At 37.9% G+C, this 25645-nt stretch carries 23 protein-coding genes and 1 riboswitch; of the genes, 14 read left to right on the forward strand and 9 right to left on the reverse strand.

The annotated features are described in order from the left end of the window. Nucleotides 1–7: 7 nt before the first annotated feature. From AC3WSO_RS05105 to AC3WSO_RS05125, 5 genes are read left to right on the forward strand one after another with little or no spacing between them, the layout of a single operon-like run. The gene (locus AC3WSO_RS05105) at nt 8–1414 is read left to right on the forward strand and encodes a DUF8809 domain-containing protein (protein ID WP_492529265.1); all 1407 of its coding nucleotides are present in this window, start codon (nt 8–10) and stop codon (nt 1412–1414) included. A gap of 11 nt (nt 1415–1425) precedes the next feature. Then, nucleotides 1426–2421, forward strand: a complete 996-nt coding sequence (locus tag AC3WSO_RS05110; protein ID WP_492529267.1) for an AAA family ATPase — start codon at nt 1426–1428, stop codon at nt 2419–2421. After that, nucleotides 2418–3293, forward strand: a complete 876-nt coding sequence (locus tag AC3WSO_RS05115; protein WP_492529269.1) for a DUF58 domain-containing protein — start codon at nt 2418–2420, stop codon at nt 3291–3293. The genes AC3WSO_RS05110 and AC3WSO_RS05115 overlap by 4 nt, the downstream gene beginning before the upstream one ends. 11 nt (nt 3294–3304) lie before the next feature. Further along, nucleotides 3305–5050, forward strand: coding sequence for a vWA domain-containing protein (locus tag AC3WSO_RS05120; protein WP_492529271.1), 1746 nt, complete (start codon nt 3305–3307; stop codon nt 5048–5050). After that, a complete protein-coding gene (locus tag AC3WSO_RS05125; protein ID WP_492529273.1) occupies nt 5034–7631 on the forward strand; it encodes a VWA domain-containing protein in 2598 nt (865 codons plus the stop codon). The genes AC3WSO_RS05120 and AC3WSO_RS05125 overlap by 17 nt, the downstream gene beginning before the upstream one ends. A 232-nt stretch (nt 7632–7863) precedes the next feature. Here the strand turns inward: AC3WSO_RS05125 and thiW are convergent, their stop codons facing one another. The 7 genes from thiW to AC3WSO_RS05160 all read right to left on the reverse strand — a co-directional run bounded on the left by thiW (nt 7864) and on the right by AC3WSO_RS05160 (nt 14367). Continuing rightward, nucleotides 7864–8361: an energy coupling factor transporter S component ThiW gene (gene thiW, locus AC3WSO_RS05130; protein ID WP_492529275.1), complete on the reverse strand. Its 498-nt coding sequence runs from the start codon at nt 8359–8361 to the stop codon at nt 7864–7866. 101 nt (nt 8362–8462) lie between these two features. After that, a riboswitch (TPP riboswitch) is annotated at nt 8463–8570 on the reverse strand. A 65-nt stretch (nt 8571–8635) separates the two neighbouring features. Next, nucleotides 8636–9832: an MFS transporter gene (locus tag AC3WSO_RS05135; RefSeq protein WP_492529277.1), complete on the reverse strand. Its 1197-nt coding sequence runs from the start codon at nt 9830–9832 to the stop codon at nt 8636–8638. 202 nt (nt 9833–10034) lie between these two features. Continuing rightward, nucleotides 10035–11108: an ABC transporter substrate-binding protein gene (locus AC3WSO_RS05140; RefSeq protein ID WP_349658998.1), complete on the reverse strand. Its 1074-nt coding sequence runs from the start codon at nt 11106–11108 to the stop codon at nt 10035–10037. Then, a complete protein-coding gene (locus tag AC3WSO_RS05145; RefSeq protein ID WP_492529279.1) occupies nt 11105–11902 on the reverse strand; it encodes an ABC transporter permease in 798 nt (265 codons plus the stop codon). Before AC3WSO_RS05145 ends, AC3WSO_RS05140 begins: the two co-directional genes overlap by 4 nt. Beyond that, nucleotides 11899–12711 (reverse strand): ABC transporter permease, encoded by an 813-nt coding sequence (locus tag AC3WSO_RS05150; RefSeq protein WP_197142169.1) that lies wholly within the window; start codon nt 12709–12711, stop codon nt 11899–11901. The genes AC3WSO_RS05145 and AC3WSO_RS05150 overlap by 4 nt, the downstream gene beginning before the upstream one ends. Next, entirely contained in the window at nt 12701–13807 is a 1107-nt protein-coding gene (locus AC3WSO_RS05155) for an ABC transporter ATP-binding protein (RefSeq protein ID WP_349658997.1), read from the reverse strand. Before AC3WSO_RS05155 ends, AC3WSO_RS05150 begins: the two co-directional genes overlap by 11 nt. A 17-nt stretch (nt 13808–13824) precedes the next feature. Next, nucleotides 13825–14367, reverse strand: a complete 543-nt coding sequence (locus tag AC3WSO_RS05160; protein ID WP_079559677.1) for a helix-turn-helix domain-containing protein — start codon at nt 14365–14367, stop codon at nt 13825–13827. Nucleotides 14368–14773: 406 nt separating this feature from the next. On the opposite strand from AC3WSO_RS05160, the gene AC3WSO_RS05165 reads away from it, so the two are divergent. The 4 genes from AC3WSO_RS05165 to AC3WSO_RS05180 all read left to right on the forward strand — a co-directional run bounded on the left by AC3WSO_RS05165 (nt 14774) and on the right by AC3WSO_RS05180 (nt 17816). Beyond that, a complete protein-coding gene (locus AC3WSO_RS05165) occupies nt 14774–15316 on the forward strand; it encodes a peroxiredoxin (RefSeq protein WP_285397472.1) in 543 nt (180 codons plus the stop codon). A 573-nt stretch (nt 15317–15889) separates the two neighbouring features. Further along, on the forward strand, nt 15890–16342 hold the full coding sequence (locus AC3WSO_RS05170) for a TlpA family protein disulfide reductase (protein ID WP_049668264.1): 453 nt from the start codon (nt 15890–15892) through the stop codon (nt 16340–16342). A gap of 326 nt (nt 16343–16668) precedes the next feature. Next, nucleotides 16669–17331 carry a potassium channel family protein gene (locus AC3WSO_RS05175; RefSeq protein WP_079559812.1) on the forward strand — a complete coding sequence of 221 codons (663 nt, stop codon included), beginning with the start codon at nt 16669–16671 and terminating at the stop codon, nt 17329–17331. 5 nt (nt 17332–17336) lie between these two features. Next, nucleotides 17337–17816 carry a hypothetical protein gene (locus AC3WSO_RS05180; protein WP_492529282.1) on the forward strand — a complete coding sequence of 160 codons (480 nt, stop codon included), beginning with the start codon at nt 17337–17339 and terminating at the stop codon, nt 17814–17816. A gap of 216 nt (nt 17817–18032) precedes the next feature. Here the strand turns inward: AC3WSO_RS05180 and AC3WSO_RS05185 are convergent, their stop codons facing one another. Then, complete coding sequence (locus AC3WSO_RS05185) at nt 18033–19295, reverse strand: dicarboxylate/amino acid:cation symporter (protein WP_492529284.1); 1263 nt, start codon at nt 19293–19295, stop codon at nt 18033–18035. Nucleotides 19296–19710: 415 nt separating this feature from the next. On the opposite strand from AC3WSO_RS05185, the gene AC3WSO_RS05190 reads away from it, so the two are divergent. From AC3WSO_RS05190 to AC3WSO_RS05210, 5 genes are all read left to right on the forward strand, one after another. Next, entirely contained in the window at nt 19711–21312 is a 1602-nt protein-coding gene (locus tag AC3WSO_RS05190) for an ATP-binding protein (RefSeq protein WP_492529286.1), read from the forward strand. Then, on the forward strand, nt 21313–22017 hold the full coding sequence (locus tag AC3WSO_RS05195; RefSeq protein WP_492529288.1) for a response regulator: 705 nt from the start codon (nt 21313–21315) through the stop codon (nt 22015–22017). Between the two features lie 464 nt (nt 22018–22481). Continuing rightward, nucleotides 22482–23447 carry a S66 family peptidase gene (locus tag AC3WSO_RS05200; RefSeq protein ID WP_492529290.1) on the forward strand — a complete coding sequence of 322 codons (966 nt, stop codon included), beginning with the start codon at nt 22482–22484 and terminating at the stop codon, nt 23445–23447. A gap of 17 nt (nt 23448–23464) precedes the next feature. Then, nucleotides 23465–23962, forward strand: a complete 498-nt coding sequence (locus AC3WSO_RS05205; RefSeq protein ID WP_492529292.1) for a GNAT family N-acetyltransferase — start codon at nt 23465–23467, stop codon at nt 23960–23962. A 21-nt stretch (nt 23963–23983) separates the two neighbouring features. Next, nucleotides 23984–24979: a S66 family peptidase gene (locus AC3WSO_RS05210; RefSeq protein ID WP_492529294.1), complete on the forward strand. Its 996-nt coding sequence runs from the start codon at nt 23984–23986 to the stop codon at nt 24977–24979. Between the two features lie 41 nt (nt 24980–25020). Here the strand turns inward: AC3WSO_RS05210 and AC3WSO_RS05215 are convergent, their stop codons facing one another. After that, nucleotides 25021–25581 carry a GNAT family N-acetyltransferase gene (locus tag AC3WSO_RS05215; protein WP_492529296.1) on the reverse strand — a complete coding sequence of 187 codons (561 nt, stop codon included), beginning with the start codon at nt 25579–25581 and terminating at the stop codon, nt 25021–25023. Nucleotides 25582–25645: the final 64 nt, after the last annotated feature.

Consider the following 25645-nt stretch of genomic DNA (forward strand, 5'->3'; position numbering starts at 1 on the left):
AAATATTATGGAGCGTCGTAAGCAATTACGAAAATATATTCAACGTGCAAAGACGAGTTTAACAGTAGAAAGAAGCATTCCAATTGCACAGTACGGCTTGTTTTTGGCATTGCTTTCGAGTGCTGCCCTCTTTCTCGTATCAAGGCTCTTTGTTTGGCCGTATTATCGCCAAACAGCTCTTGCTACCTTTATCGTTGTTGTACTAGCAACAGTGCTGTTTATGTGGTGGAAGCGTATAAAAGAAAAGGAAGCATTGCATACACTGGATGATTATTTTTCTCACAATGAGCTTGTGACTGCCTTATCGTTCGAGGACGATAAGGACCCACTCGTTCAATCTCTACTAACGAAAGCGATTGAGAACGTTGAAAAGGCATTTGCTGAATTTAAGGCACGAAAGAAAAATTTGTTTCGTCCCAAAGCATTGATTGGTCTATTTGGAACAGCTGTCGTACTGGCCATTCTTTATATGTTCCCAGCAGCTCCCCAAATTGAAGCAATTGAGGTTGAAAAAGAAAAAGCTGTCATTGAAGACGTAAAGAAGGAAGTTGCTAAATTAGAGAAAAAAGCAGAAACAAAAGAAGTGAAAGAGCAATTAAAAGAATTACAAAATACGTTAAAAAAGACAGAAACAGCTGAAGAAGCATTACGCGAAGTTGTGAAAAAGCAAAAGGAGCTTGCTTTAAAGGAGCAACAATTAAAGGATAAGCAAACGGCTAGTAAGGAGGGTGCTTCTGACGACAAAGGCTTATCGAAGGAAGAAGTGGAGCAAATGAAAGAGCTCGCCCAAATGCAGCAGGAGCTAACGCAAAATGCAAATGATACTCAGACAGCTATGAGCAAGCTTGGAAAACCCGCAAGCAATACGCTACAAAATGCTATTGCGAGTGCCAATAGTGCTAATAACAATCAGCAAGGTCAAACAGGACAACAAGGCCAACCTAATTCTCAAAACGGTTCTCAACAGGCTAGTGGTAAAGGTCAGGCACAAGGATCGAATCAGAGCAATCAACAAGGACAAGGCAAAGGACAAGGACAGGGACGGGGACAGGGACAAGGACAAGGACAAGGTAAGGGAAATGGTAAGGGAAATGGTAAGGGAAATGGTAATGGCAATGGCAATGGATCAGGTCAAGGTGCAGGCACAGGACAGGGCGGCCGCGATTTATTAACGACGCCAAATAGAATGGGTGGCTCTAGTCAGACTTCAGTTGATGGTGGAGCATTAGGAGATGGATCACATATTTCAGAGCAACAAGGAAATGGCCCGATTACTAAAGGTTCTATCCAACCGTATGAGGAAGTTATAGGTTCCTATAAAGATAGCTATTTAGAAAGCTCAGAGCGTTTACAATTACCAAAGGATTTACAAAATGTCGTGCAATCTTATTTCACGTCAATTGAGTCTAAGTAGGAGGAAAAGGAATGGCATTTACAGAGCAACAATATGTTGAAATGAGTACGAAATTACAACAAGTGAAGGAAGAAATTCATCGCTTTATCGTTGGCCAAGAGGAAGCCATTGATTATACATTATACGCAGTCCTTGCTGATGGGCATGCATTATTAGAGGGCCTACCAGGTTTAGGAAAAACGATGTTAATCCGTACAATTTCTGAAGTACTAGATTTATCATTTTCGCGAATTCAATTTACACCAGATTTAATGCCAGCGGATATTACAGGGACAAGTATGATTGAGCGCACAGCCGATGGCAAGCAGCAGTTTACGTTCCAGCCTGGTCCGATTTTTAGCCAAATGGTATTAGCGGATGAGATTAACCGAGCAACACCAAAAACACAAAGTGCACTGCTTGAAGCAATGGGTGAAAAAACTGTAACAATTTTGGGAGATACAAAGAAGATGGCAAGACCATTCTTCGTGTTAGCAACACAAAACCCGATAGAGATGGAGGGAACGTACCCTTTACCTGAAGCACAAATGGACCGTTTTCTATGTAAAATTCTTGTGCCTTATCCTGAGAAAAGTGAACTAATGGAAATTATGAAGCGTACAACAGGCGCTAAGGAAATTGGTCTTCAAAAGATCATGGATACAGAAGCACTGATTGAAGCGCAGCAAATGGTTAAGGAAGTACTCGTTGCTGATGAAATGCTCGAATTTGCGACGGACCTTGTTGTGGCTACACATCCTGAAAGAGTGGATGCCATTGATGAGGTCAAGCGATATGCGATGTATGGTAGCGGTCCTCGAGGTTTACAAAGTTTAATCAAATTAGCGAAGGCAAGGGCGCTTATGAATGGACGTTTCCACGTTTCTGTAGCGGATATTAAATCTGTAGCTAAGCCAGTGTTACGCCATCGTATGCTGTTGAATTATGAAGGGGAGGCTTCAGGTAAAACAGCAGACGATGTAATTGATGTCATTTTAGAAAAAGTACAGCAAGGTGTTAGCAGGTGACACAAAAATTATTATTGCCCGAGGATTGGTTAGCGAAAATCAGTCGCTTCCAAGTGGCAACGGCCTCCAAATTACGTGGGCAGCACAAGGGCTCGCACCGTTCGCAACGCTTCGGGGCATCGCTCGATTTTTCGGATTTTCGTGAATATCATTTAGGTGATGATGTACGTCAGGTGGATTGGAACGTCTTTGCGAGAACTGATAAATACTTCATTAAACGTTTTTTAGATGAACAAGAAATGCGCGTGCACATTTTGCTAGATACAACTAAATCTATGGGCGATCAAGCAAAATGGACTTTTGCACGGCAAATTGTCGCCTCTCTTGGCCTAATGGTGCTCGGCCGCGATGATCGCTTATCATTTTCTTTTCTACAGGATGAGGTGAAACCACCGTTCCGTCGTAAGGGTGCTATGTATCGTCGCGCCTTTTTACAGGTAGTCACAGAGATAGAGCAAGCAACTTATACAAATAGCTTCGCACAAGGAGCTTTCAAAGCATTGCCTAAAGATAGCACCGTACTATTTATTGTCACAGACGGACTTGAGCCAATCGAGGAATGGGAGCAACTTTTAAAAAGGCTACCACGCTTTGCGGGGGATGTCCGTATTTTGCAAATAGTTACACAAGAAGAAATAGCACCAGAATATACGGGTGATGTGCGCTTACTTGATCGTGAAACGGGCAGAGATGTCAATGTTACGATGTCTTCTAAAGTTCTAGACACGTATAGGGTAAGACGTTTATTACATGAAGAGGAATTTGAAGCAATTTGTCGGCGCTTCGGTGTTCGACATTTACAACTTAAAGTAGAGGATGGGTTACAGCATGCCATCTTCCAACAATTAATAAAAGCACATTGGATTAGGTGAGGTGAGCCGTATTGGGCTTTAGTCAAATACTTTTTAGCTGGACGGCCATCATCCCGGTCATTGTCCTTCTATATTATTTCTTTCGAAAAAAATATACCGATCAACCCGTATCCTCCATACTTTTTTGGTCGGAAATTATGCAAGAAACACGTGTGTCACCATACTTAAAACATTTACAAAAAAATGCTCTGCTCTATTTACAACTGCTAGCACTTCTTTTACTCGTACTGGCATTAATGAATCCATATGTTAAAAAGTCAACGATCGTTGGTGCGCAGACGATTTTCATAGTAGACACGTCTGCAACGATGTTAGCGGGGAAAGAGCAGTCAACATTTGATACACATAAAAAAGAAATGCTGTCATTGGTCAATGAGCTTGATGGAAGGCCTGTGACACTCATTACAACAGGTAATACGCCAAAAGCTATATTACAGCAGGAAACAAATACTAAAGATATTGAAAAAGCCATTCAACAGTTACAAGTAACATATGAGACAGCTCAAATGAATAAAGCTCTAGATGCGGCACAAGCTTTTGTCGGTAATACACCAACATCTATTTATATCTTTACAGATTCGCTCGATAAAAAGCAATTACCGATGGAAAAAGATACGGTGAAGTGGATCGTAAAAGGATCTGCAAAGGATTTAACAAATATCGCGATGACACGTTTTGCTGCTACTACAGATGGACAATCTGCTATGGCACTTGTACAGCTACAAAATGATACGGACAAAGAGCAAAATGTAAAACTTTCTATAGAAAATGTTAAGGGTAAGGAGATCGTTACGGAAAGTGTTGCATTACCTCCAAATGAAGCCGTAACGAAAACATTTAAAGACCTACCGTTAGAAGATACTATGACTGCCAAGATAGATGCTAAGGACGATTATACTGTTGATAATTTACAAACTGTATTGCTACAAACAGCTACTTCAAAAGTAGTTGTCGATCAAAGTATGCATCAACTCATTCAAAAAGGTTTGCAAACGATTAATAGTAGCGTGAAAATTGTTCCATCTTCACAGCTGGCTGACAATTTGGATGCCACTATTGTGACCAATCAGACGGCACTACTCGAAAAGATGGATAAGCCAATTGTATTATTTGGACGGGATGACGTTGAGAAGGTTGAAGGTACTGGAGAAGTCAGTACAACAAGTGATGCATTGTTTGCATTTAGTGAGCTGAAAGATATTTACGTCAGTGCATTATATCCTGGATTCGATGACTATAAAACGATTGCATCAGTTGGAGACCTACCATTTATTCAGCGTTCACCTGAAGGGGATATTGTTGTATTAGCTGATATTGCAGATACAGATTGGCCGTTACATCCTTCATTCCCGTTATTTTTATGGAGTGCTGAACAGGAGCTTTCAGCATCAATAGGTTCACTTGGTATTTTCACACCAAATGAGCAACGTGCAGTTGCTTTAACACAGGGTGATTGGAGTATATATTCGCAGGAAGCTGAGTTTTTATCGTCCATTACGAATGGTCTATTAACAGCACCAATGAAGCCAGGAATTTATACAGCTCGGTCAAAATATGAAGAAAAGCGCTTCATCATACAGCTTCAAGCGCAAGAGCGTGTGATTGAAAAAGGGACAAGCTATACGCTTGGAGAGCTTCCGGACAACGGTAAGGAAGAAATATCGAAAACATCGTTCGTACCTTGGCTTATCCTTATGATCTTAGTATTACTTGTTTTAGAGTGGGAGGTGCAACGACGTCGTGGATTTACGAATTAATATGCCATTAGCATTGTTGCTTTTACTTCCATTGCTTATGTATTTTGGATGGACCTATTGGCGCGAGCGTCAGCGACTAAAAAAAACCCATATCGTCGTACTAGGTATTCGTATTGTGGCAATATGCTGTTTAGTTTTTGCACTTGCAGGGCCCTATATTTTATTGCCTGTAAAGGAAGAACAAGTATTGTTCTTAGTTGACCGTTCTGCTTCAATGAATGGTACAGATGATGAGATGGCCAATTTTATAGCAGAAAGTTTACCGTCGAAAAAAGATGAACAGCTTGCAGGAATTTATTCTTTTTCATCGACATTACAAACGGAAGCCATTTTATCGAAATCTTTAAAGGAAGTACCGAAGTTTACAGCTATAAAAGCAACAGATCAAACAAATATTGAACAGAGCCTACAGCTCGCTTCAGGTATTGTAGATCCAAAAAAAGCAACACGACTTGTGCTCTTAACGGATGGCAATGAAACAAAAGGAGATGCCTTAGAATATGCATCGAAGTTTAAAGGGTCAAATATAAGTGTTGATGTAGTGCCATTTAACCAACCTGTTGCTAATGATGTATCCATGAAAAGCTTTGTTACACCACAAGTTGCTTATGTAGGTGAGCAACAGCAGTTAGTCGCTGAAATAAATGCAACTGTAGCAGAACAAGGTGAGCTATTACTATACGAAAACGATAAGCTTATTCACCGTGAAGTAGTGGAACTTACAGAAGGTTCAAATGTATTTACGTTTAAACATTCAGCAACGACAGAAGGGCTTGTAAAATATGAGGCACTCGTGCAGGTTGAACAGGATGCAATTTTTGAAAATAATAAATTAACAAGCGTCACGATGGTGCAAAGTGAACCGCATTTATTAATTGTTAATGGTTATGAAACACCATCACCAATCGCAGCAGCACTTGGCAATCAATCCATTTCCTATGATGTGGTAGATGCTAAAAGTCTGCCAAATGAGCTTTCTAGTTATTTACAATACAATGCCATCATTTTTGATAATGTGCCAGGCCATTTAGTAGGCGAGGCAAAAATGACTGTTATTGAGCAAGCAGTGAAAAATTTTGGTGTCGGTTTTACAATGGTTGGTGGCGAAAATAGCTTTGGCTTAGGCGGTTATTTTAAAACACCAATCGAAACTTTACTACCTGTTGAAATGGAGATTAAAGGTAAGGAGCAATTACCATCATTAGGGCTGGCAATCGTACTTGACCGCTCTGGAAGTATGTCTGGAGCAAAGTTAGAGCTTGCTAAGGAGGCTGCCGCCCGTTCAGTTGAAATGCTACGAGATGAGGATACGCTCGGGTTTATTGCCTTTGATGACCGACCTTGGGAAATTATTGAGACAGGGCCACTTGGCAATAAGGAAGAAGCTGTAGATACGATTTTATCTGTAACGCCAGGTGGGGGTACTGAAATATATGGTTCACTTGCTAAAGCTTATGAAAATCTAGCAGATTTAAAGTTGCAGCGTAAGCATATTATTTTATTAACAGATGGACAGTCACAGTCGGGTAACTATGAAGACTTAATTGCACAAGGAAAAGAAAATGGCACGACTCTATCAACAGTTGCAATTGGTCAAGATGCAGATGCTAACTTACTTGAAGCACTCAGTGAGATGGGCAGTGGACGTTTCTATGATGTTGTTGATGAGCAGACGATCCCATCTATTTTATCTCGTGAAACTGCTATGATTTCACGCACATATATTGAAGATAACCCATTCTACCCATCTATATTTAATGCATCTGGCTGGAATACGCTATTTGTAAATGGGGTACCTAAAATGAATGCTTATTTAGGTACGACAGTAAAGCAGGGGGCCACTGTTATCGCAGAAAGTGAGAAGGAAGATCCAGTACTTGCAGAATGGCAATATGGCCTTGGAAAAACATTCGCCTTTACTTCTGATTCGACAGGGAAATGGACGGGAGACTGGGCAAGATGGCAAAATTGGGGCATGTTTTGGCAAACACTTATTTCAAAAATGCTACCGAGCTATAACGATGTTGCCTATGATGTACGGCTAGAATCAGACGGTTCATTTGTCATCACTGACCCAACAAATAAAGCGGCGTTCTTAGATATTGTCGCTGTCAATGAAGTGGGTGAAGAACTTGAAACACAGCTTGAAACAATTTCAGCTTCACAAGTTCGAGCTGTCGTACGAGCAGAACCAGGACTCATTTTCTTCCGCATTGCCGATGAAGAAAAGGCCATTTACCAGGCTGGTTTAAGTGTACCTTATAGTGCTGAATATGAATTACGTCCAGTGAATGATAAGCTAGTCGAAGAACTAACAAAGCAAACAGGCGGCTCCGTGTTAAAAGAACCTGGCGAAGTATTCCGTGAATTTACTAAAAAAGGTGCGGAACGCCAAAATATTGCAACAAGGCTTTTATTAGCGGGAATGCTACTATTCTTCATTGATATTACCATTAGACGCTTTGGCTGGAGCTTCTTAACTAGGCCGAAGAAAAAAGAGCAGCTTGTCGAGGATAAACCAATACAGGCAGAGGACACAAATGTTGCCCAGCTATTAAAGGGCATGAAAAAACGATCTTAGTAATTTAAAACGATGGTTCATTGCTTTATAGTAATGAGCCATCGTTTTTTTCATTTCCAAGGCTATCATCAAAAGTTGATGACACTGAAAACTATTAGTGCGGTCATATATACTGTATTTTCTGAAATATTCCGATAAAGTCTGAAATTGTTCCGATAAATTTTAAAATTGTTTCGATAAAACATAAATTTATTTCGATAAATCTCTCATCCCTTCAAAAAGGATTTATAATTTATAGAAGAGTATTTAGGTTAGTTACAAATACTGTTTTACGTAAATTGCTGGTAACGACAATGCCTAAGATAGCCCCAATAGTACTTGAAGTTAAAAAAGCTGGCATGAAAAATAAAGCAGCAACAGAAGTCCCCATTAATAAATGTGCGTAGGGCACTGCAATAAGTGAGGCAATGATACCTGTACCGAACATTTCACCGACACATGCTAGCCATTGTTTGCCACTGTATTTATAGGCAAGAGCTGCACATAAAGCACCAATAACACTGCCAGGTATAGCTAGTAATGAGCCTGTGCCTGTTAAAATACGAATAATACCTGTGACAAAGGCGACCAAAATGGTAGGTACTGGTCCAAGAATAATCGCGCCAATAACATTAATGGCATGCTGCACAGGATAGGCGCGCGCAATGCCCGTTGGTATTGAAACAAAGGTAGAACCTACTACGGCAATTGCTACTAACAAGGCCATAATTGTTAATTTTCGAATTGACATAATTTCCACTCCTTTTTAGTATTTAGTGAATCGCTGATAAACCCGACAAAAAAGCCGCTTCCTAAAAGCAATAGGAAGCGGCCCTGCATTTACATATTTAAAAGCAAGTGTCGCCACTTCCCTCCGCTAGTGTGAACTAGATCAGGTTCAAAGGGTCCGTATATGACCATATACGTCTCAGCCTTTTAAAGACTCCCCTAGTGGTAAGAATTTACTGTTAGTTTTTATCCTAATAATGTAGCACACTACTAAAAATAGTCAATAACTTTTAAGACTAATTTGAATCAGGATGCATAAGGTGTGGCGCTTTTTTCATTGTCCAAATAAGGGCAATGAAGAAGCAAGCCATTAAAATAATAGACCCGAAAATATAAGGACTGTTCATATTCCAATCGAATAACATACCTGCTAAAGCTGGACCAATCATATTACCAAGACTCATATACGCATTATTCAGACCAGCTGCATAGCCTTGTTCATTTTCTGCAAGCTTCGAAATCAGTGTGTTGACAGCTGGGCGAATCAATGTCGTAGCTGTAGAGAAGATTGTCGCTACAATTAAAATAAGTGCAAAGCCAGATGCGAATAATATTAAGAAAATCGAAACGGCTGCAATAAATAAATTGACTAACACTACTTTCATTTCGCCGAAGCGATTAAACAGCGGTGTAATAACAAACATTTGTACAACAACACCAAAAGCGCCGCCCATTACTAATATAATGGCGATATCAGTAGGTGTGTAATTAAACTTTTCTGTCACAAATAATGATAATGTTGTTTGGAAGTTAGCAATTCCGAAAGAGAATACAAGCATGATAATTAGCATGACAAAATAAGGCATTCGGACTGAACGGGCCATCTGCTTTACAAGATTATCCTGCTTCTGCGCCTTTTTCGCTGTGTTCGGTTTTGTAGCAGGTAATAAAAAGAACGATAAAATAGCTGCTAAGATAGCTGCAAATCCAGCAGTATAAAATGGGAAATGTAAACTAACTTTTGAGAGGAATCCACCGATACCTGGTCCAATCATAAAACCAAAGGACATTGCTGCCCCTATCATCCCCATACCTTTTCCGCGTTCCTCGTACGTTGTGACGTCAGCCACAAATGCCATAATAGGAGGTGCCACAAATGCAGAACCAAGGCCACCTAAAAAGCGTGCCAAGAAGAGCATCCACACATCTGTAGAAAGCCCGAAACCAATTTGTGCAAGTCCTGTTACGATAAGACCGAAGATAATGAGATTTTTTCGACCGTATTGATCTGAAAGATTCCCAGCAATTGGAGAAAATACGAATTGTGCTAAGGCGAACGTTGCAATCAACATGCCAAGTACTTGTCCTGCAGCACCAAATAGTTTTAAATACTCAGGCATGACAGGAATAATAATTCCGATACTCCCCATTGCGATAAACATATTAAACATTAAAATATACAAAGCCGCCTTATTAGACTTCTGCTGGGTCATCGAATACCCCTTTCTTTAATCAAATATATTACAGTCTACCATAAGGCTTGTACGTTTACTATTGACTATAAGTCTGAAATAAGAGACTTATTTATGGGGATTCTAATTATTAAAACAAATCCCTGCACCAGTCTTTCCCTTGGGATTCGCCTCCATCTAAACAAAAAAGCTGTTCTCAACGTAATGTGAGAACAGCTTAGGTTTATCGAATACTCATTTTAAATTCTAAAAACAACTCATTGTATTTACCCAAATAATCAGGGCCTAAGTTTTTATATACTTCTAGTGTTTTTCGTTGTTCTTCAGAAGGATAGAATCGCTTATCAGATACAACTTCCTTATCCATTAACTTCATCGCTGCAATATTAGGGGAAGAGTAGCCTACATAATCAGCGTTTTTAGCACCTGATTCAGCTTTTAGCATGAAATTAATGAATGCATGTGCACCATCTAGATTTTTTGACGTTTTGGGGATGACCATATTGTCAAACCATAAGTTTGAGCCTTCCTTCGGTACAGCAAAGTCTAAATCTTCATTTTCTGACAACATGTCAGCTGCTTGACCAGACCAAGTGAGTGCCACAGCCGCTTCTTTATTAACCATCAGCGGTGTAATTTCATCCCCGATAATAGCTTTTACATTTGGCGCTAATGTGATTAGTTTATCCGTAGCCGTACGTAGTTCCTCGTTATTTAAAGAGTTGAGCGAGTATCCAAGGCTATTTAAGCCCATACCAATTACTTCACGTGCACCGTCTACTAAAAAGACTTTACGCTTTAATGAAGGATCCCATAAGTCTTCCCAAGATGAGAAGTCAAGATTTCCAACGAGCTTTGGATTATAGACAACGCCGACTGTTCCCCAGAAATATGGAACAGAATATTTATTGTCGTCATCAAATGGTAAATCTAAAAAATACGGATCGATATTTTTAAAATTAGGGATTTTCGTTTTATCTAAAGGAACAAGTAAGTTTTCTTCCTTCATTTTTTCAATCATATATTCAGAAGGTACTGCAATATCGTAAGCTGTACCACCTTGTTGAATTTTTGTCATCATTGCTTCATTTGAATCAAATGTTTCATAGATAACGTGGATGCCTGTTTCTTTTTCAAATTGTTTCAACAAATCAGGGTCAATATATTCTCCCCAGTTAAAGATTGTTAACGTATCTTTACCACTTTTCCCACCGCCCGCACTTAGGGCGTCAGCAGCATAGAATAAAAGGGCGGAAACGACAAGTATTGCGATTGTTGCTTGAATTAATTGCTTCATTGAGTGCCCCCCGTTCTTTTATTAGCGCGGCTTGTGATGAAGTAATAGCCAACTACGACTATAACCGTTACAAAGAATACTAAACCTGAAATAGCATTAACCGTTAAGGAAATACCGGCACGTGCCATCGAATAAATTTCAACGGATAATGTACTGAAACCGTTACCTGTTACGAAAAATGTTACCGCAAAGTCATCTAGAGAATACGTTAAGGCAAGGAAGAACCCTGCAAAAATACCAGGTTGTATATACGGTAAAATAACACGCATCATAACATCTTTTTTCGTTGCTCCTAAATCTAATGCAGCGTCGATTAATGATTTATTCATTTCTAATAGTTTCGGTAAAACCATCAGTACAACGATTGGAACACTGAACGCTACATGTGCTAATAAGACAGAAGCAAAGCCTAATTTAATACCAATCATTGTGAATAAAATTAAAAAGCTTGCACCAATAATGACATCCGGGCTAACAATTAACACATTGTTTAATGAAAGTAGTGTATTGCGCATTTTTGAATCTTTAACAGTAACAATACCAATAGCTCCTAGTGTTCCGATGATTGTAGAAATCAACGCAGAGAGTAATGCCACGATGACTGTATTAATTAGAATGACGAGTAGACGTGAATCCTCAAAAACAGCTTTATAATGTTCTAACGTAAAGGACTCAAAACTATTCATCGTTCCACCACTATTGAACGAATAGAAAATTAAATAGAAGATAGGTGCATACAAAACGATAAAAACAATCGCTAAATATACTCTTGCTGAAGCAGATAGTTTTTTCATCGTACGCGACCTCCTTTATCCTTTTTCTGTCCCGTAATTAACATAATAATGACCATAAATAAAATTAAGAAAACAGCAATTGTTGAACCCATTCCCCAGTTTTGAGTGACAAGGAATTGTTGTTCAATAGCTGTACCCAGTGTAATAACACGGTTTCCTGCAATTAAACGAGTAATCATGAAGAGTGATAATGCAGGAATAAATACAACTTGAATACCTGATTTAACACCGTCCATTGTTAACGGCAAAATAACGCGACGGAACGTAGTAAAGGCAGATGCCCCTAAATCACGTGCTGCATAAATAAGTGCCGGATTTAAACGATCCAATGAGTTGAATATCGGTAAAATCATAAATGGAATAAAAATATAAACGGATACGAACACAAAGCTAATATCAGTGAATAGCATTTGCTTTGGATCAAAACCAAATACTTCGATAAATGCATTTAATGGGCCGTACAAGCCAAAAATCCCGATAAAGGCATATGTTTTTAACAATAGATTAATCCAAGAAGGAATAATAATTAGTAAAAGCCAAAGCTGCTTATATTTTGTTTTTGTTAAAAAATAAGCTGTTGGATATGAAACAAGTAACGTAAAGAATGTAATTAAAAACGCATACCAGAATGAACTTAATGTCATTTTTAAATAGACAGAAGTAAAGAATGCTTTATAATTATCGAGCGTAAAATTGCCATGTATATCTAGTAGGGAATAGTAAACAACGAGTGCAATCGGCGCGATAACGAAAAGTGCAATCCATAAAACATAAGGAAATAAGGCTGATTTCGAAGTCTTAGTTTGCATCTTCGTCGTCCCCATATGCCTCTAAACGTTTATCGAATTCTTCTTCTGTTTCATTTAAGCGCATTACATGAATTGCTTCTGGGTCAAAGTCTAAACCAATTTCTGTCCCTACCTCAGCTTTTTTCAATGAATGCACAAGCCATTCATTGCCATCTTTGTCGTACGTAGATAATTCATAATGTACCCCGCGGAACAATTGAGTATCGACTTTAACGACAAGTTTTCCTTTATCGATTGTTGTCATTTCTAAATCCTCTGGGCGAATGACAATATCAATTTTTTCGTTTGGCTTCATACCTTGGTCAACACATTCAAACACTTTACTAGCAAATTCTACTTTGAAATCTTCAATCATTACGCCAGGAACAATATTTGATTCACCAATAAAATCAGCAACGAAGCGGTTAATTGGCTCATCATAAATATCTACTGGTGTACCAGATTGTTGGATTTCACCTTCGCTTAAAACAAAGATTTCATCACTCATGGCAAGTGCTTCTTCTTGATCGTGTGTGACAAATACAAATGTTTTCCCAAGTCGTTGTTGTAACTCACGTAACTCATACTGCATTTCTGTACGTAGCTTTAAATCTAACGCTGACAGGGGCTCATCAAGTAAAATTACTTCAGGATCGTTCACAATCGCACGAGCAATTGCCACACGTTGACGTTGACCACCAGACATTTCAGAAATTTCACGGTTACCATAGCCTGCTAAGTTAACGAATTTTAATGCTTCTGCAACACGGTTTTTAATTTCACTTTCAGGAAGCTTTTTTATACGAAGCCCAAATGCGACGTTTTCAAAGACATTTAAATGAGGAAATAATGCATAATCCTGAAAAACTGTATTTACTTGGCGTTCATTGGCTGGTACTGAGTTGATTTTTTTATCATGAAAATAGATATTTCCTGTTGTCGGTTCTGTGAATCCAGCGATCATACGTAAAATAGTTGTTTTACCACAACCGGACGGACCTAGTAGCGTATAGAATTTTCCCTTTTCTAGCTCCAGGTTAATGTTTTTTAAGACGACCGTGCCGTCATTATAAGACTTTGAAACGTTTTCAAAGCGGATAATCGAATTCGTTGTCATAGATGCGCCTCCTTAAGCTATAAATATGAATCCGTTGCGACAAGTAAAATTTTTGTTTCATCAGCATGTGCATTAAAAATTTGATGATGATCTGTCGCTTCAAAATAGAGAGCATTGCCTTCACTCGCTATGTACTGTTCATCTCCTAAAACGAGACGAATACGCCCTTCGACAACATAAATAAATGTTTCTGAAAGGGAGGGTTCAAACTGCTTAAATTCACCATCAGCAGCAAGTGTTAAGAAAATGGGCTCCATTTCTTTTTCATTTGATGTAGGAATCAACCACTGAATTTCATATTTTTTTTCTTCATCTGTATAAGTAGATTGATCTTCCTCTGTATATACAACCTTTTGTTCAGGTGCTCCATCATCGAAAAATTCCTTAGGTGTTGACCCTAAAACTTCTAATAGCGAAAATAATGTTTCAATGGAAGGTGAATTTAGATCACGTTCTAATTGTGAAATATACCCTTTACTTAAATCTGTACGTTCTCCAAGTTCCTCTTGGGTAAGACCTTTTTTTAAACGAAGCGCTTTGATTTTTGCTCCTATTTGCATCTTTTCCCTCCTAGAAGAAGTTTAGCAATCATAAACTTTTGAAATATGAAGTTTACTTTAACGAAACTTTTAGTTTACTAAAACCATTACAATTATACATAATAAAAAAGAATTTGCAATCGTTTTTAATGAAAAAAAAGTAGATGAAATTTTTAGAAATTATACATAAATGTTGTGTAGAAAAAAATTGTTTAAACTAGAATAAAATTGTTAAAAGTAGCTAATAAATAGGCTGTAGCAGCTATTCCATTTGGGGATTTGACGAAAATTTGTCAGATAATTAAATGTGTGCACTTTTGTGAAGTTTACTTGTTTGAAAAACTACGATTACTCTGCTATCGTAGAAGACGAGTTCGCTGGTGCGAATGGAATATATACACTACATATATAATCGGAGGGATTTATAATGGCAGAACGCATGGTAGGTAAACAAGCACCTGACTTTACAATGGAAGCGGTACTTGCAGACAAATCATTTGGCAAAGTATCATTAGAAGACATCAAAGCACAAGACAAATGGACAGTACTTTTCTTCTATCCAATGGACTTCACTTTCGTATGTCCAACAGAAATCACTGCAATGAGCGATCGTTACGATGAGTTCGAAGACTTAGATGCAGAAGTAATCGGTGTTTCAACTGATACAATCCACACTCACTTAGCTTGGATTAACACTGACCGCACAAAAAATGGTCTTGGTGAGTTAAAATACCCATTAGCAGCAGATACAAATCACCAAATTTCAAAAGAATATGGTGTATTAATTGAAGAAGAAGGTATCGCACTACGCGGCTTATTCATCATCAACCCAGAAGGTGAATTAAAATACCAAACAGTATTCGATAACAACATCGGCCGTGATGTAGACGAAACTTTACGTGTACTTCAAGCTTTACAAACTGGTGGTCTTTGCCCAGCAAACTGGCGTCCAGGTCAAGCAACTCTATAATTTAAGAAGAGTTTTTATGTCAGGCGTTGAACTGAATTCGAGGCTTGGCGAAATTGATCATTCAAAAATAAAAAGTCCCCACATCAAGTTTGTGGGGATTTTTTTAAACTTGATATAGAAAAAGGTTCATCACTAAAAATTGTGGATGACTTTTGTTAAAACGTCTACTATGTAAATAAGTTGATTGGAGTGGAGGCTGGGCGACTCCTTAGGAATTAGCGATATTGAGGAACGGAGGCTAAAAGCATCACGTCCTGTGATTACGTCTCCGTGACCAACATCCTGCTGCTGTCGCTGCGTTAGCACTACGCTTTCGCGCAAAAAACATCCTGCTGCTGTCGCTGCGTTAGCACTACGCTTTCGCGCAAAAAACATCCTGCTGCCTCGAGACCCTGCAGCGAAGCGGCTCATCGGACGCCCCCTGGAAACTCTGTACGAAAGCGAAGCAACAGCAACAACAAATGTTTTAACTGTGCGAAAGCGAAGCGACAGCAACAAAGCGCCCAGCCGGAACGGAAATCAACCACACGTTTTGATAACGGTCCTAGAAAAAGGAAAAAAGGAGAATGTTTTATGAAACTTCGTGAACAAATGCCTGAACTTGCAGGCGCAACGACTTGGTTAAATGGAGAAGTAACAAAAGCGGATTTAGTAGGCGAAAAACCAACATTAATCCACTTCTGGTCAGTTAGTTGTCATTTATGTAAAGAGGCAATGCCGGATGTGAACAATTTCCGTGACCAATATAAAGATGAGTTAAACGTTATTGCTGTGCATATGCCACGTTCTGAGGAAGATACAAATTTAGAAACAATTAAATCGGTAGCGGCAGAGCATGACATTGTTCAACCAATCTTTGTGGATAGCGAATTAAAGCTAACAGATGCATTTGAAAATCAATACGTACCTGCTTATTTTGTGTTCGACAAAGATGGTCAGCTTCGTCACATGCAAGCTGGTGGTAGCGGTATGAAGATGCTAGAAAAACGTGTGAATCGTGTTTTAGATGAAATGCGTAACGCATAATAGCAATAGCAGGCGAGGATGTTTTATTCCTCGTCTTTTTTTATGTAAAATACAATGTTAGTGGGATTATTATAAGCAATGTGATGTATCCTAAGCGGAGAAGGATTCGAGTTGATTGAACCAGAGAGTAAGCAGATGGAGAAGTGACCAGAGCGAAAAGGAAGTTGACCTGATTTCGGTTACCCGATCAGATTCACGGGCTACTAGATTCCTTAAAATGTCCAAGGCTTGTCTTTCCATGACGAGTAGTCTCTTTTTTTGGCGATACATATAGCAGAGAATGCGTTACAATAAGGGTATAGTAGTTTTCGGAGGGATTTATAATGATGAAAAAAGAGTTTGCTGTCATTGGACTTGGACGTTTTGGTGGAAGCATTGTCCGCGAACTAATGAGTCAAGGGGCACAAGTTATGGCGATCGATCATTCCTCAGAGAGAGTGGACGAATTCGCTTCCATTGCCACACAGGCTGTTATCGCAGATTCGACGGATGAATCGGTATTAAATTCATTAGGTATTCGTAATTTTGAGCATGTGATTGTAGCAATTGGTGAAGATATTCAGGCTAGTATTTTGACGACGATTATTTTAAAAGAAATCGGTGTTCAGCAGATTACTGTAAAGGCTCAGAATGATTATCATGAAAAAGTTCTGCGTAAAATTGGAGCAGATTTTGTCGTGCATCCTGAGCGGGATATGGGGATCCGTATTGCTAATAATATGCTGTCTAATACAGTGCTTGATTATTTAGAGCTTTCTGATGAACATTCCATTATGGAGCTTAAGGCCAATGATGCGATTGCAGGTTATTCTATTATGGATTTAGATATTCGTGCAAAGTACGGGATAAATATTGTAGGGCTTAAACGTGGAGCAGATATTATCGTATCTCCACAGGCGAGTGATAAAATTTTGCTAGGAGATATTATGCTTGTCATTGGGGCTGATGTAGATATTAACCGCTTTGTGAAAAAAGCATTGAATGGGTAATGAACATGAATAAACGAAGATTGAAACTAGTTATATTTGCTGCAATTATTCTGATTGGCGCTTTTACATTGCAGTCTCGCGAAAAAAATGAGGAAGAAGCTATTTCTCACATTTTAGATCATGCAGCAGAAATTGATGCAATCGAGCTATTTAAAGGAGAGCAGTCTGTTTTTAAAGCAACAGGTCAAGATGCAACAGCCTATATTGAAAACTACCCTTTAAGCCATGTTAAGAAATTAAGCAAAAAAGAACGAGCTATATTTGAAGAAAAACCACTTTATCATATTGTCTATGAAATAAAAGGAGAGCCATTATATGAGGTGGATATTTTAAAGGTCGCGATTAGCTCTGAGCTAAATGAGGAATTACAGCAGATGGTTTTTAATGTTGGAGATCAGCAATATTTGATCTATTGGGTAAATGAGAAAAAAGCACTTGAGCAATCAACAAATACGCAACGCTTGCTTGAACAATATGTTAAATAAAAGGGGTAGTGAAACAGCAACACGCTGTCATCACTACCCTTTTTTTAGAAACTATAGACTAACTTTGGTTAACCTAGAACATTGTCGGCGTCAGGCTAAAGCGCTACATCCTCGAGGTCGCTTCGATCCCTCGGGCAAAAGTGGTGGAGCGTTTACTTTTGCTTCGGGCTCTCCAGCGCTTGTCGGATGTAAACGAGCGCTTTAGCGCATTTGTTCTTAAGACACAATTGTAGTTTTTCCTTGAAGTGCACGTTCTTGCATCTCTATATCAAACTCTTTTTCAGATTTCGATACGACTACACAAGCAACACCGTTACCAATTAAATTTGTTACGGCGCGTGCTTCAGACATGAATCGGTCAACACCAATTAGTAGCGCGATTCCTTCGACTGGAATCATTGGGAAAGCAGCAAGTGTCGCTGCTAATGTAATAAAACCAGAACCTGTTACACCGGCAGCTCCTTTAGATGTAATCATTAAAATTCCGAGTAGTGTAATGATTTGAATCCACGTTAAGTCCATTCCGTATGCTTGTGCAATAAATAATGCAGCCATTGAAAGGTAGATGGAAGTTCCATCAAGATTGAAAGAATAACCGGTTGGTACTACTAATCCAACAACTTGCTTAGAGCAACCAAAGTTCTCCAATTTACGCATCATAGATGGCAAGGCAGATTCAGATGATGAAGTACCAATTACTAAGAAAATTTCTTCTTTAATATAAGCGATAAATTTAAAAATATTAAAGCCGAAGAATTTTGCAATCGCGCCTAAAACAAAGACTACAAATAAGAACATTGTAATATAGACGGCAGCCATTAATAGACCTAAGTTGCTTAAAGATTTCAAACCAAAATTACCAATCGTATAGGCCATTGCACCAAAGGCACCGATTGGAGAAATTTTCATCACCATACTTACGATTTTGAAGAAAATTTCTGCCACTTGTTCAAAAAATGTAATGACCGGTTTTGCAGGTGCACCAATAGAAGCAGCAGCTAAACCGAATAATATTGCAGAGAATAACACAGGAAGTAATTGCCCTGCTGCAAGTGCACCTACAACGTTTTCAGGAATGATGCTAGAGATGAAAGCACCTAAACCTTGCTCACTTTCTGCAGCAGCAGTTGTAAATTTTGAGATATCAGCTTCGGAAGCACCTGACGTATCTAATCCAGTACCTGGGCTTACGATTAATGCAACAGCAATCCCGATTGCTAAGGCAATGGTAGAGACAATTTCGAAATACAGTAGCGCTTTTCCTCCGATTTTTCCGACCTTTTTCATATCTCCCATACTACCGATTCCTATTACAACTGTTAAGAAGATAATAGGGGCGATTAACATTTTAATTAACTTAATGAATAAGTCTGCTAGGATTTTAAGGCTTGCACCAAACTCTGGGAAGATGGCTCCAACAATAACCCCCAAAATGATCGCAGCTATAACCTGAACAGTTAAATTTTTCAGTAATTTCATTTTATGCTACCTCTTTTCTTAATTTTCTCTTTGATATCGTTTTCACTAGAATTATCATAACGAATCCTTTTGAAAAAAAGAGTTTTAGAAAATAAGAAACATATCGTTCATTAAGTACATTCATCCGTATTTTCAATGAAACGTAGTGTTTTCAATGGCTCAACCTGTTATGATACTGTTTGGTTAATTTACCTTTGTTATAATACAATAATAATTAGTGATAGAAAATTTTGTTTTATACCAATTTTTCGTAATATTGTTCATTAAGTTCATGACTTTATCCTACTTATGTCAACTAAAGTGTTGTCAAAAGATTTTTTTGAAGATAATCTTAAAAGCATATCATTTGAAGAAGTGAGATTGACCAAAGACTTTTATAGTGCAAATGCAGATTTGGAAAGGGGGAGGATTTCAAATGATGAAAATGCCTGTAAACGGCAAAATATTGTTAGTAACATTTTTAATCATTGCTTTCTCCTTTTTACTTGGAGGCATTTTTGTACTCGGTAACCTTTTAACGGAGCAAGAAAAGGAATTTGGTCAGCGTGCTATGCTCGTTGCACGGACTGTATCAAATGTGCCAGAAATCAGTACACATTTGAAAGATGACAATATGAAAGAAGCTGCGAAACATGTTAATAAAATTGTAGATGGAATTCGTGTTGTGAATAAAGCAGAGTATATTGTTGTGATGAATAAGGATCGTATTAAACTATCTCACCCAGTCAGTAAAGAAATAGGGAAGCGTAGTGAATCACAGGATTTAAACGCTGCCTTTAGTGAGCATTATTATGTATCGAAGGCGCAAGGGGAAGCCGGTGTAATGATTCGAGCGTTTGTCCCAATCATTGATGAGAAAAAAGAACAAGTGGGCATTGTCATTGTAGGGTATTCACTGCCCACTTTTATAGAAATGCTGCAAAATTATGAGCATGAAATTTTTATTACGATTCTGATATCCCTTGTTTTTAGCATCTGGGGGGCATATACACTTGGCCGGCACATTAAAAAGCAAATGTTTGGGCTTGAACCTCATGAGATTGCGAAGATGTATGTGGAACGAACAGAAACATTCAATGCTATGCATGAAGGTATTATAGCGGTCGATAAAGAAATGAATATTACAATTTTTAATGAAAAAGCAGCTGATATATTAGGTGTTACTACAAAGATAGAGGATTGTATTGGGGAAAATATTTATGATGTTTTGCCAGATACACGATTGCCTGAAATTGTTGAAACAGCAAATCCTGTATACAATCAAGAGCTCTATATTAATCATCATAGTATTTTGAGTAATCGTGTCCCGATTATAGTAAATGGTGAATTAGTCGGAGCAGTTGCTATGTTTAAAGATTTAACAGCGGTGAAAAAGCTTGCGGAAGAGGTGACGGGTGTTAAAGCTTTTGTTCAAGCACTCCGTGTACAAACACATGAGCATAAAAATAAGCTACATACGATTGCAGGTCTTCTGCAATTGGGACATACAAAGCAAGCACTTGAATACGTTACAGCTACTACCGAAAATGAAGCCTCTTTAACGAAGTTTTTAAATGAACGCTTTCATAATGAAAATATTTCAGGATTATTGCTAAGTAAAGTTAGCTATGGCAAGGAATTAGGCATACAAGTAGAAATCGATCGAAAAAGTCATTTTAAACGCTTTCCACCATTATTAGATCACCACGATTTTGTTGTCTTATTAGGAAATTTAATTGAAAATGCCTTCGAAGCGCTAAATGTACTTTCAAAGGATGATAAATATGTAGCGATTTCTGTAGATGAGCATGACGATGTTTTAGCAATTGCTGTTTCTGATAATGGAATTGGGATGTCTGAAGAGGTGCAAGCTCGTATGTTTGAAAATGGCTTTTCTACAAAGGCAAGCGAGAATCGCGGTATTGGCTTGCATTTAATACATGAAATTGTAAGAAAAGGTAATGGTGATATTGAAGTAGTGAGTGAATTTATGAAAGGGACAAGTTTCTTAATCTTATTGGAGTTAGGAGAAGAGTAGATGGATGTAATGAACGTGTTATTAATTGAGGACGATCCGATGGTACGAGAAGTGAATAGACAATTTATAGGGCAAATCAAAGGATTCTCGTTAATAGGTTATGCTAGTAATGGGATAGAAGGGATTGAGAGGATTAAACAATTAAACCCCGACCTAGTCTTTATGGATATTTTTATGCCCGAGCAAGATGGCATCATTACGTTAGGAAAAATTCGAGAAGAACATCTTCCCGTTGATGTTATTGCTGTAACTGCTGCAAATGATATGTCTACTGTGCAGCGAATTTTACACTTAGGTGTCTATGATTATATTATGAAACCTTTTACGTTTGAACGAATTGAGCAAACTTTGAAGAATTATCAATCATATAAAAAGAAAATAAGTGGTATGGAAGATCTAACACAGCATGATGTGGATCATCTAATGCAGCAACGTATACCTGAACAAGTAGCTGTTCCCCCAATCACTGAGACAATTGTAATAGAAGAGCTACCAAAGGGTTTTAACCGGGCAACATTAGGCAAAGTGCTTGCCTATATTCAAGAAAGTAACGAAGCTGTCTCAGCGGAGGAAGTATCTACATATATTGGAACAGCGCGCGTAACGGCTCGACGTTACTTAGACTTTTTAGAAAAACAAAATTTATTAAAGGTAGATATACAATACGGAAGTGTTGGACGTCCTATCCATCGATATTATATTTAACTTCTATCAGCGAGTGTCCAAACACCCGCTGAAATAGAGGAACTTAGTCTAAGAACTTCTCATCCTGTGAAGACGCTATCACAAGACGTGATGCTTTTAACCTTCGTTCCTCTATTGCTGATCCCAAAAGTGTCGCCGAGGCGGAACGTGTTTTAATAATTATCATCCATATTTTAGTTATTAGCCATTGATTTTCCATTAATGCTTTGCAATAATAAAGAATATTTTAGTTGTATAATTACCTGAATTTTTCAAAAAAGAACGAGCGTTAGGATGGTAAGGGGGAGGATAATAAAAAATATATTCAATACAATTCACTTCAAAATGAAAAGGTAATAATTGCGATACCTGCTGAACGGATTAGAAAGAAAATCTTGCGTTAATTCATTCAAGCTTTTCCAAAGTCATAAAAATATGAGAGATTAATAGGAAAAAATTTGAAACTTATTAGAGGAGGGAGCAGTTTGCGTATTCCGAATAAATTGACAGTAGGTGATGAAATACGTGTTATCGCACCTAGTCGTAGTGCGGCAATTATCACAGTAGAAGGCGCTGAACAAACAAAGAAAAAGCTTGAAGAGTTAGGCTTTCGTGTATCTTTTGGTCGACATATTTTTGAATGCGATCTACAGTATTCATCATCAATTGAGCAGCGAGTTGCAGACATTCATGATGCCTTTCGTGATGAGGGTGTAAAAGCTGTATTAACAGTTATTGGTGGTTTTAACTGTAATGAAGTATTACCTTATTTAGACTACGACATGATAGCAAATAACCCAAAAATCCTTTGTGGTTTCAGTGATATCACAGCTTTAGCAACAGCTATTACAAAAAAATGTGGATTTGTTACGTATTCTGGTCCTCATTTTTCTAGCTTTCAAATGGAAGAGGCGCAAGACTATCAACTATCCTATTTCAAAAAATGTTTAATGACTAATACATCATATACGATCAAGGCGTCAAGCGTTTGGAGTGATGATGCTTGGTATTTAGATCAGCATAATCGTCATTTTGAAGCAGCTAGCTGGAAGGTGTATTCTGACGGTGAAGCTAGTGGACAATTATTTGGTGGGAATTTATGTACGTTAAATTTACTTCAAGGGACACCGTATATGCCTGATTTATCGAACAGTATTTTATTTGTAGAGGATGATGAAATAGTTAATCCAGAAATATTTGCCCGTGATTTCACCTCATTATTACAAGCTACTAGTAATATTAAAGGTATTGCGATAGGGTGTTTCCAAAGAGCTTCGAATATGACAGAGAGGCAGTTACATTTTATTTTAGATAAGCATCCCGAGTTAAAAAGAATACCAGTTATCTATGATGTTGATTTTGGACATACACAGCCAATTTTTACGTTTCCTATCGGTGGTGAAGTTCAAATGAACACGGAAAACTTGATGATACAATTCACTAAATTTTAGAAAGGGGCTCGATCGAGATGTTAATAAGAGAGGCTGTACGAGAAGATACCGAGCAGATCATAGCTGTCATAAAAAATGCGGAAGAATCTAATTTTATGTTATTCAAGCCAGGTGAACGAAAGTTAGAGACTGAACAGTTTACTAAATTTATCGAGAATATGAACAATAACAGCCATTCAGCTTTATTTATTGCTGAAATTGAAAAAGCTATAGTTGGTTATTTAATTATTCAAGGTAATCAAACGCCATCTAGAGTTTCACATCGAGCCTATATAGTCGTAGGTATCCATAGTGATTATAGAGGACGAAAAATAGGTACTGCATTATTTAGTCACCTTGACGATTGGGCAAAAGAAAAGGGTATGCATCGCCTGGAACTAACAGTAATGGCAAATAACACGGCCGGTATAGCTTTATATAAAAAAATGGGGTTTGAAATTGAGGGGACTAAAAGACATTCATTATATGTTGATGGGGAATATATGGATGAGTATTACATGTCAAAAATATTGTGACAAAAAAGGAGGAGTTCCTATATGAATCCTATAAGCATCAGAAGCGGTATCAATATTGGTATTTTTTCTCCATCATCGCCTGCATCCGTCAGTTCACTTTCTCGATATAAGCGAGGAAAAGCTTTTCTTGAACAAAGAAATATAAACTTAATTGAAGGAAGTCTAACTGGTAAATCTGATAGTTATCGCTCTGGAACTCCAAAAGAGCGTGCCGAAGAATTAAATGAATTACTACGAAATCCAAACGTCCACATCATCATGTCGACAATCGGTGGTACAAATTCGAATAGTATGCTGCCATATATCGACTATGAGGCTTTTCAAAGCAATCCAAAAATCGTTGTTGGTTATTCTGATGCAACGGCAATTTTACTTGCACTTTACGCAAAAACAGGAATTACAACTTTCTATGGTCCAGCTTTAGTTCCTTCATTTGGTGAGTTCGAGCCATTAGTTAATGATACATATCAATTCTTCGAGAACTACTTCTTTAAGTCGCAATCATTACCTTACGAAATTCCGATGCCGTCTTATTGGTCAGATGAACCTGTCAATTGGCTAGAAAAAACGGTTGAAAAAAAGTTAAATAAGAATGAGTGGGTGACGGTTCGAGAAGGAGTTGCAGAAGGTAGGTTAATTGGTGGTAATGTAAATGCAATGTATGGATTTATTGGTACGGCTTATTTTCCAAATATTAAAGACGGAGATATTTTATTAGTTGAAGATTGTGCAAAAAATACAGCTATCGTTGAGAAAAATTTTGCGATGTTGAAATTGCATGGTGTATTTGAAAAAATAAGTGGCATTATTTTAGGTAAGCATGAGTGTTATGACGACTTGGGGACTGGACGTAAGCCGTATGAAGTCCTGCTTGAACAGTTAGATAACATCGATATCCCGATTTTAGCAGAATTTGATATATGTCATACGCATCCGATGCATCCAATTGCAATTGGGAAACGAGTAAGATTAGATGCAACGGCCAAAAAAGTCTATTGTATTGAGGAATGGTTGTAAGTTAAATAAGCCCTGCTGATTTTTGCAGGGCTTCATCCAAATTATGATTTAATATAGTCAACATCTGTAATAGCATACATTTTAATATTTTGGTGAAGTCCTTTAACAAACATACTTTTTCTTAATATACCTTCAAAAAGCATACCCGATTTTTCCATTACTTTTTGGGAACCGATATTGTCCTCAAAACAGCGCGCTTGTATTCGAATCATTTTTAATTCGTCAAATCCGTAGTCTATTAATTTTTTTACCGCTTCGGTCGTAATCCCTTTATTCCAATAATCTTCAGAAATAACGTAGCCAATTTCCGCACATTTATGTTGGTCATTAACAGAAACAAAGTCGATAGTGCCGATTAATTTCTGCTCATATTCTATGCCCCATAATAGATGACTTCCTTGTTTATACCCATTTAAAACTAATTCAACAAACACTTTTGTTTCTTCTAAACTCTTATGAGGATCCCATGTAACATAGCGTGCAACGTTTTCGCTGGACGTATAATTAAACATTGCTTCTAAATCATTGAATGAAATAGGTCTTAATGTTAATCTTGCTGTTTTTAAAACAGGTGGTGATTGTATAAAAATGTTATCGCTCACAAAAATTCCCCCCTTAAAAGTATTTTAGTGTATTTAATTATAACAAGATTTGTAAATCTCTGTT

This window comes from Lysinibacillus sp. EB106-09-02-XG168, assembly GCF_058791475.1.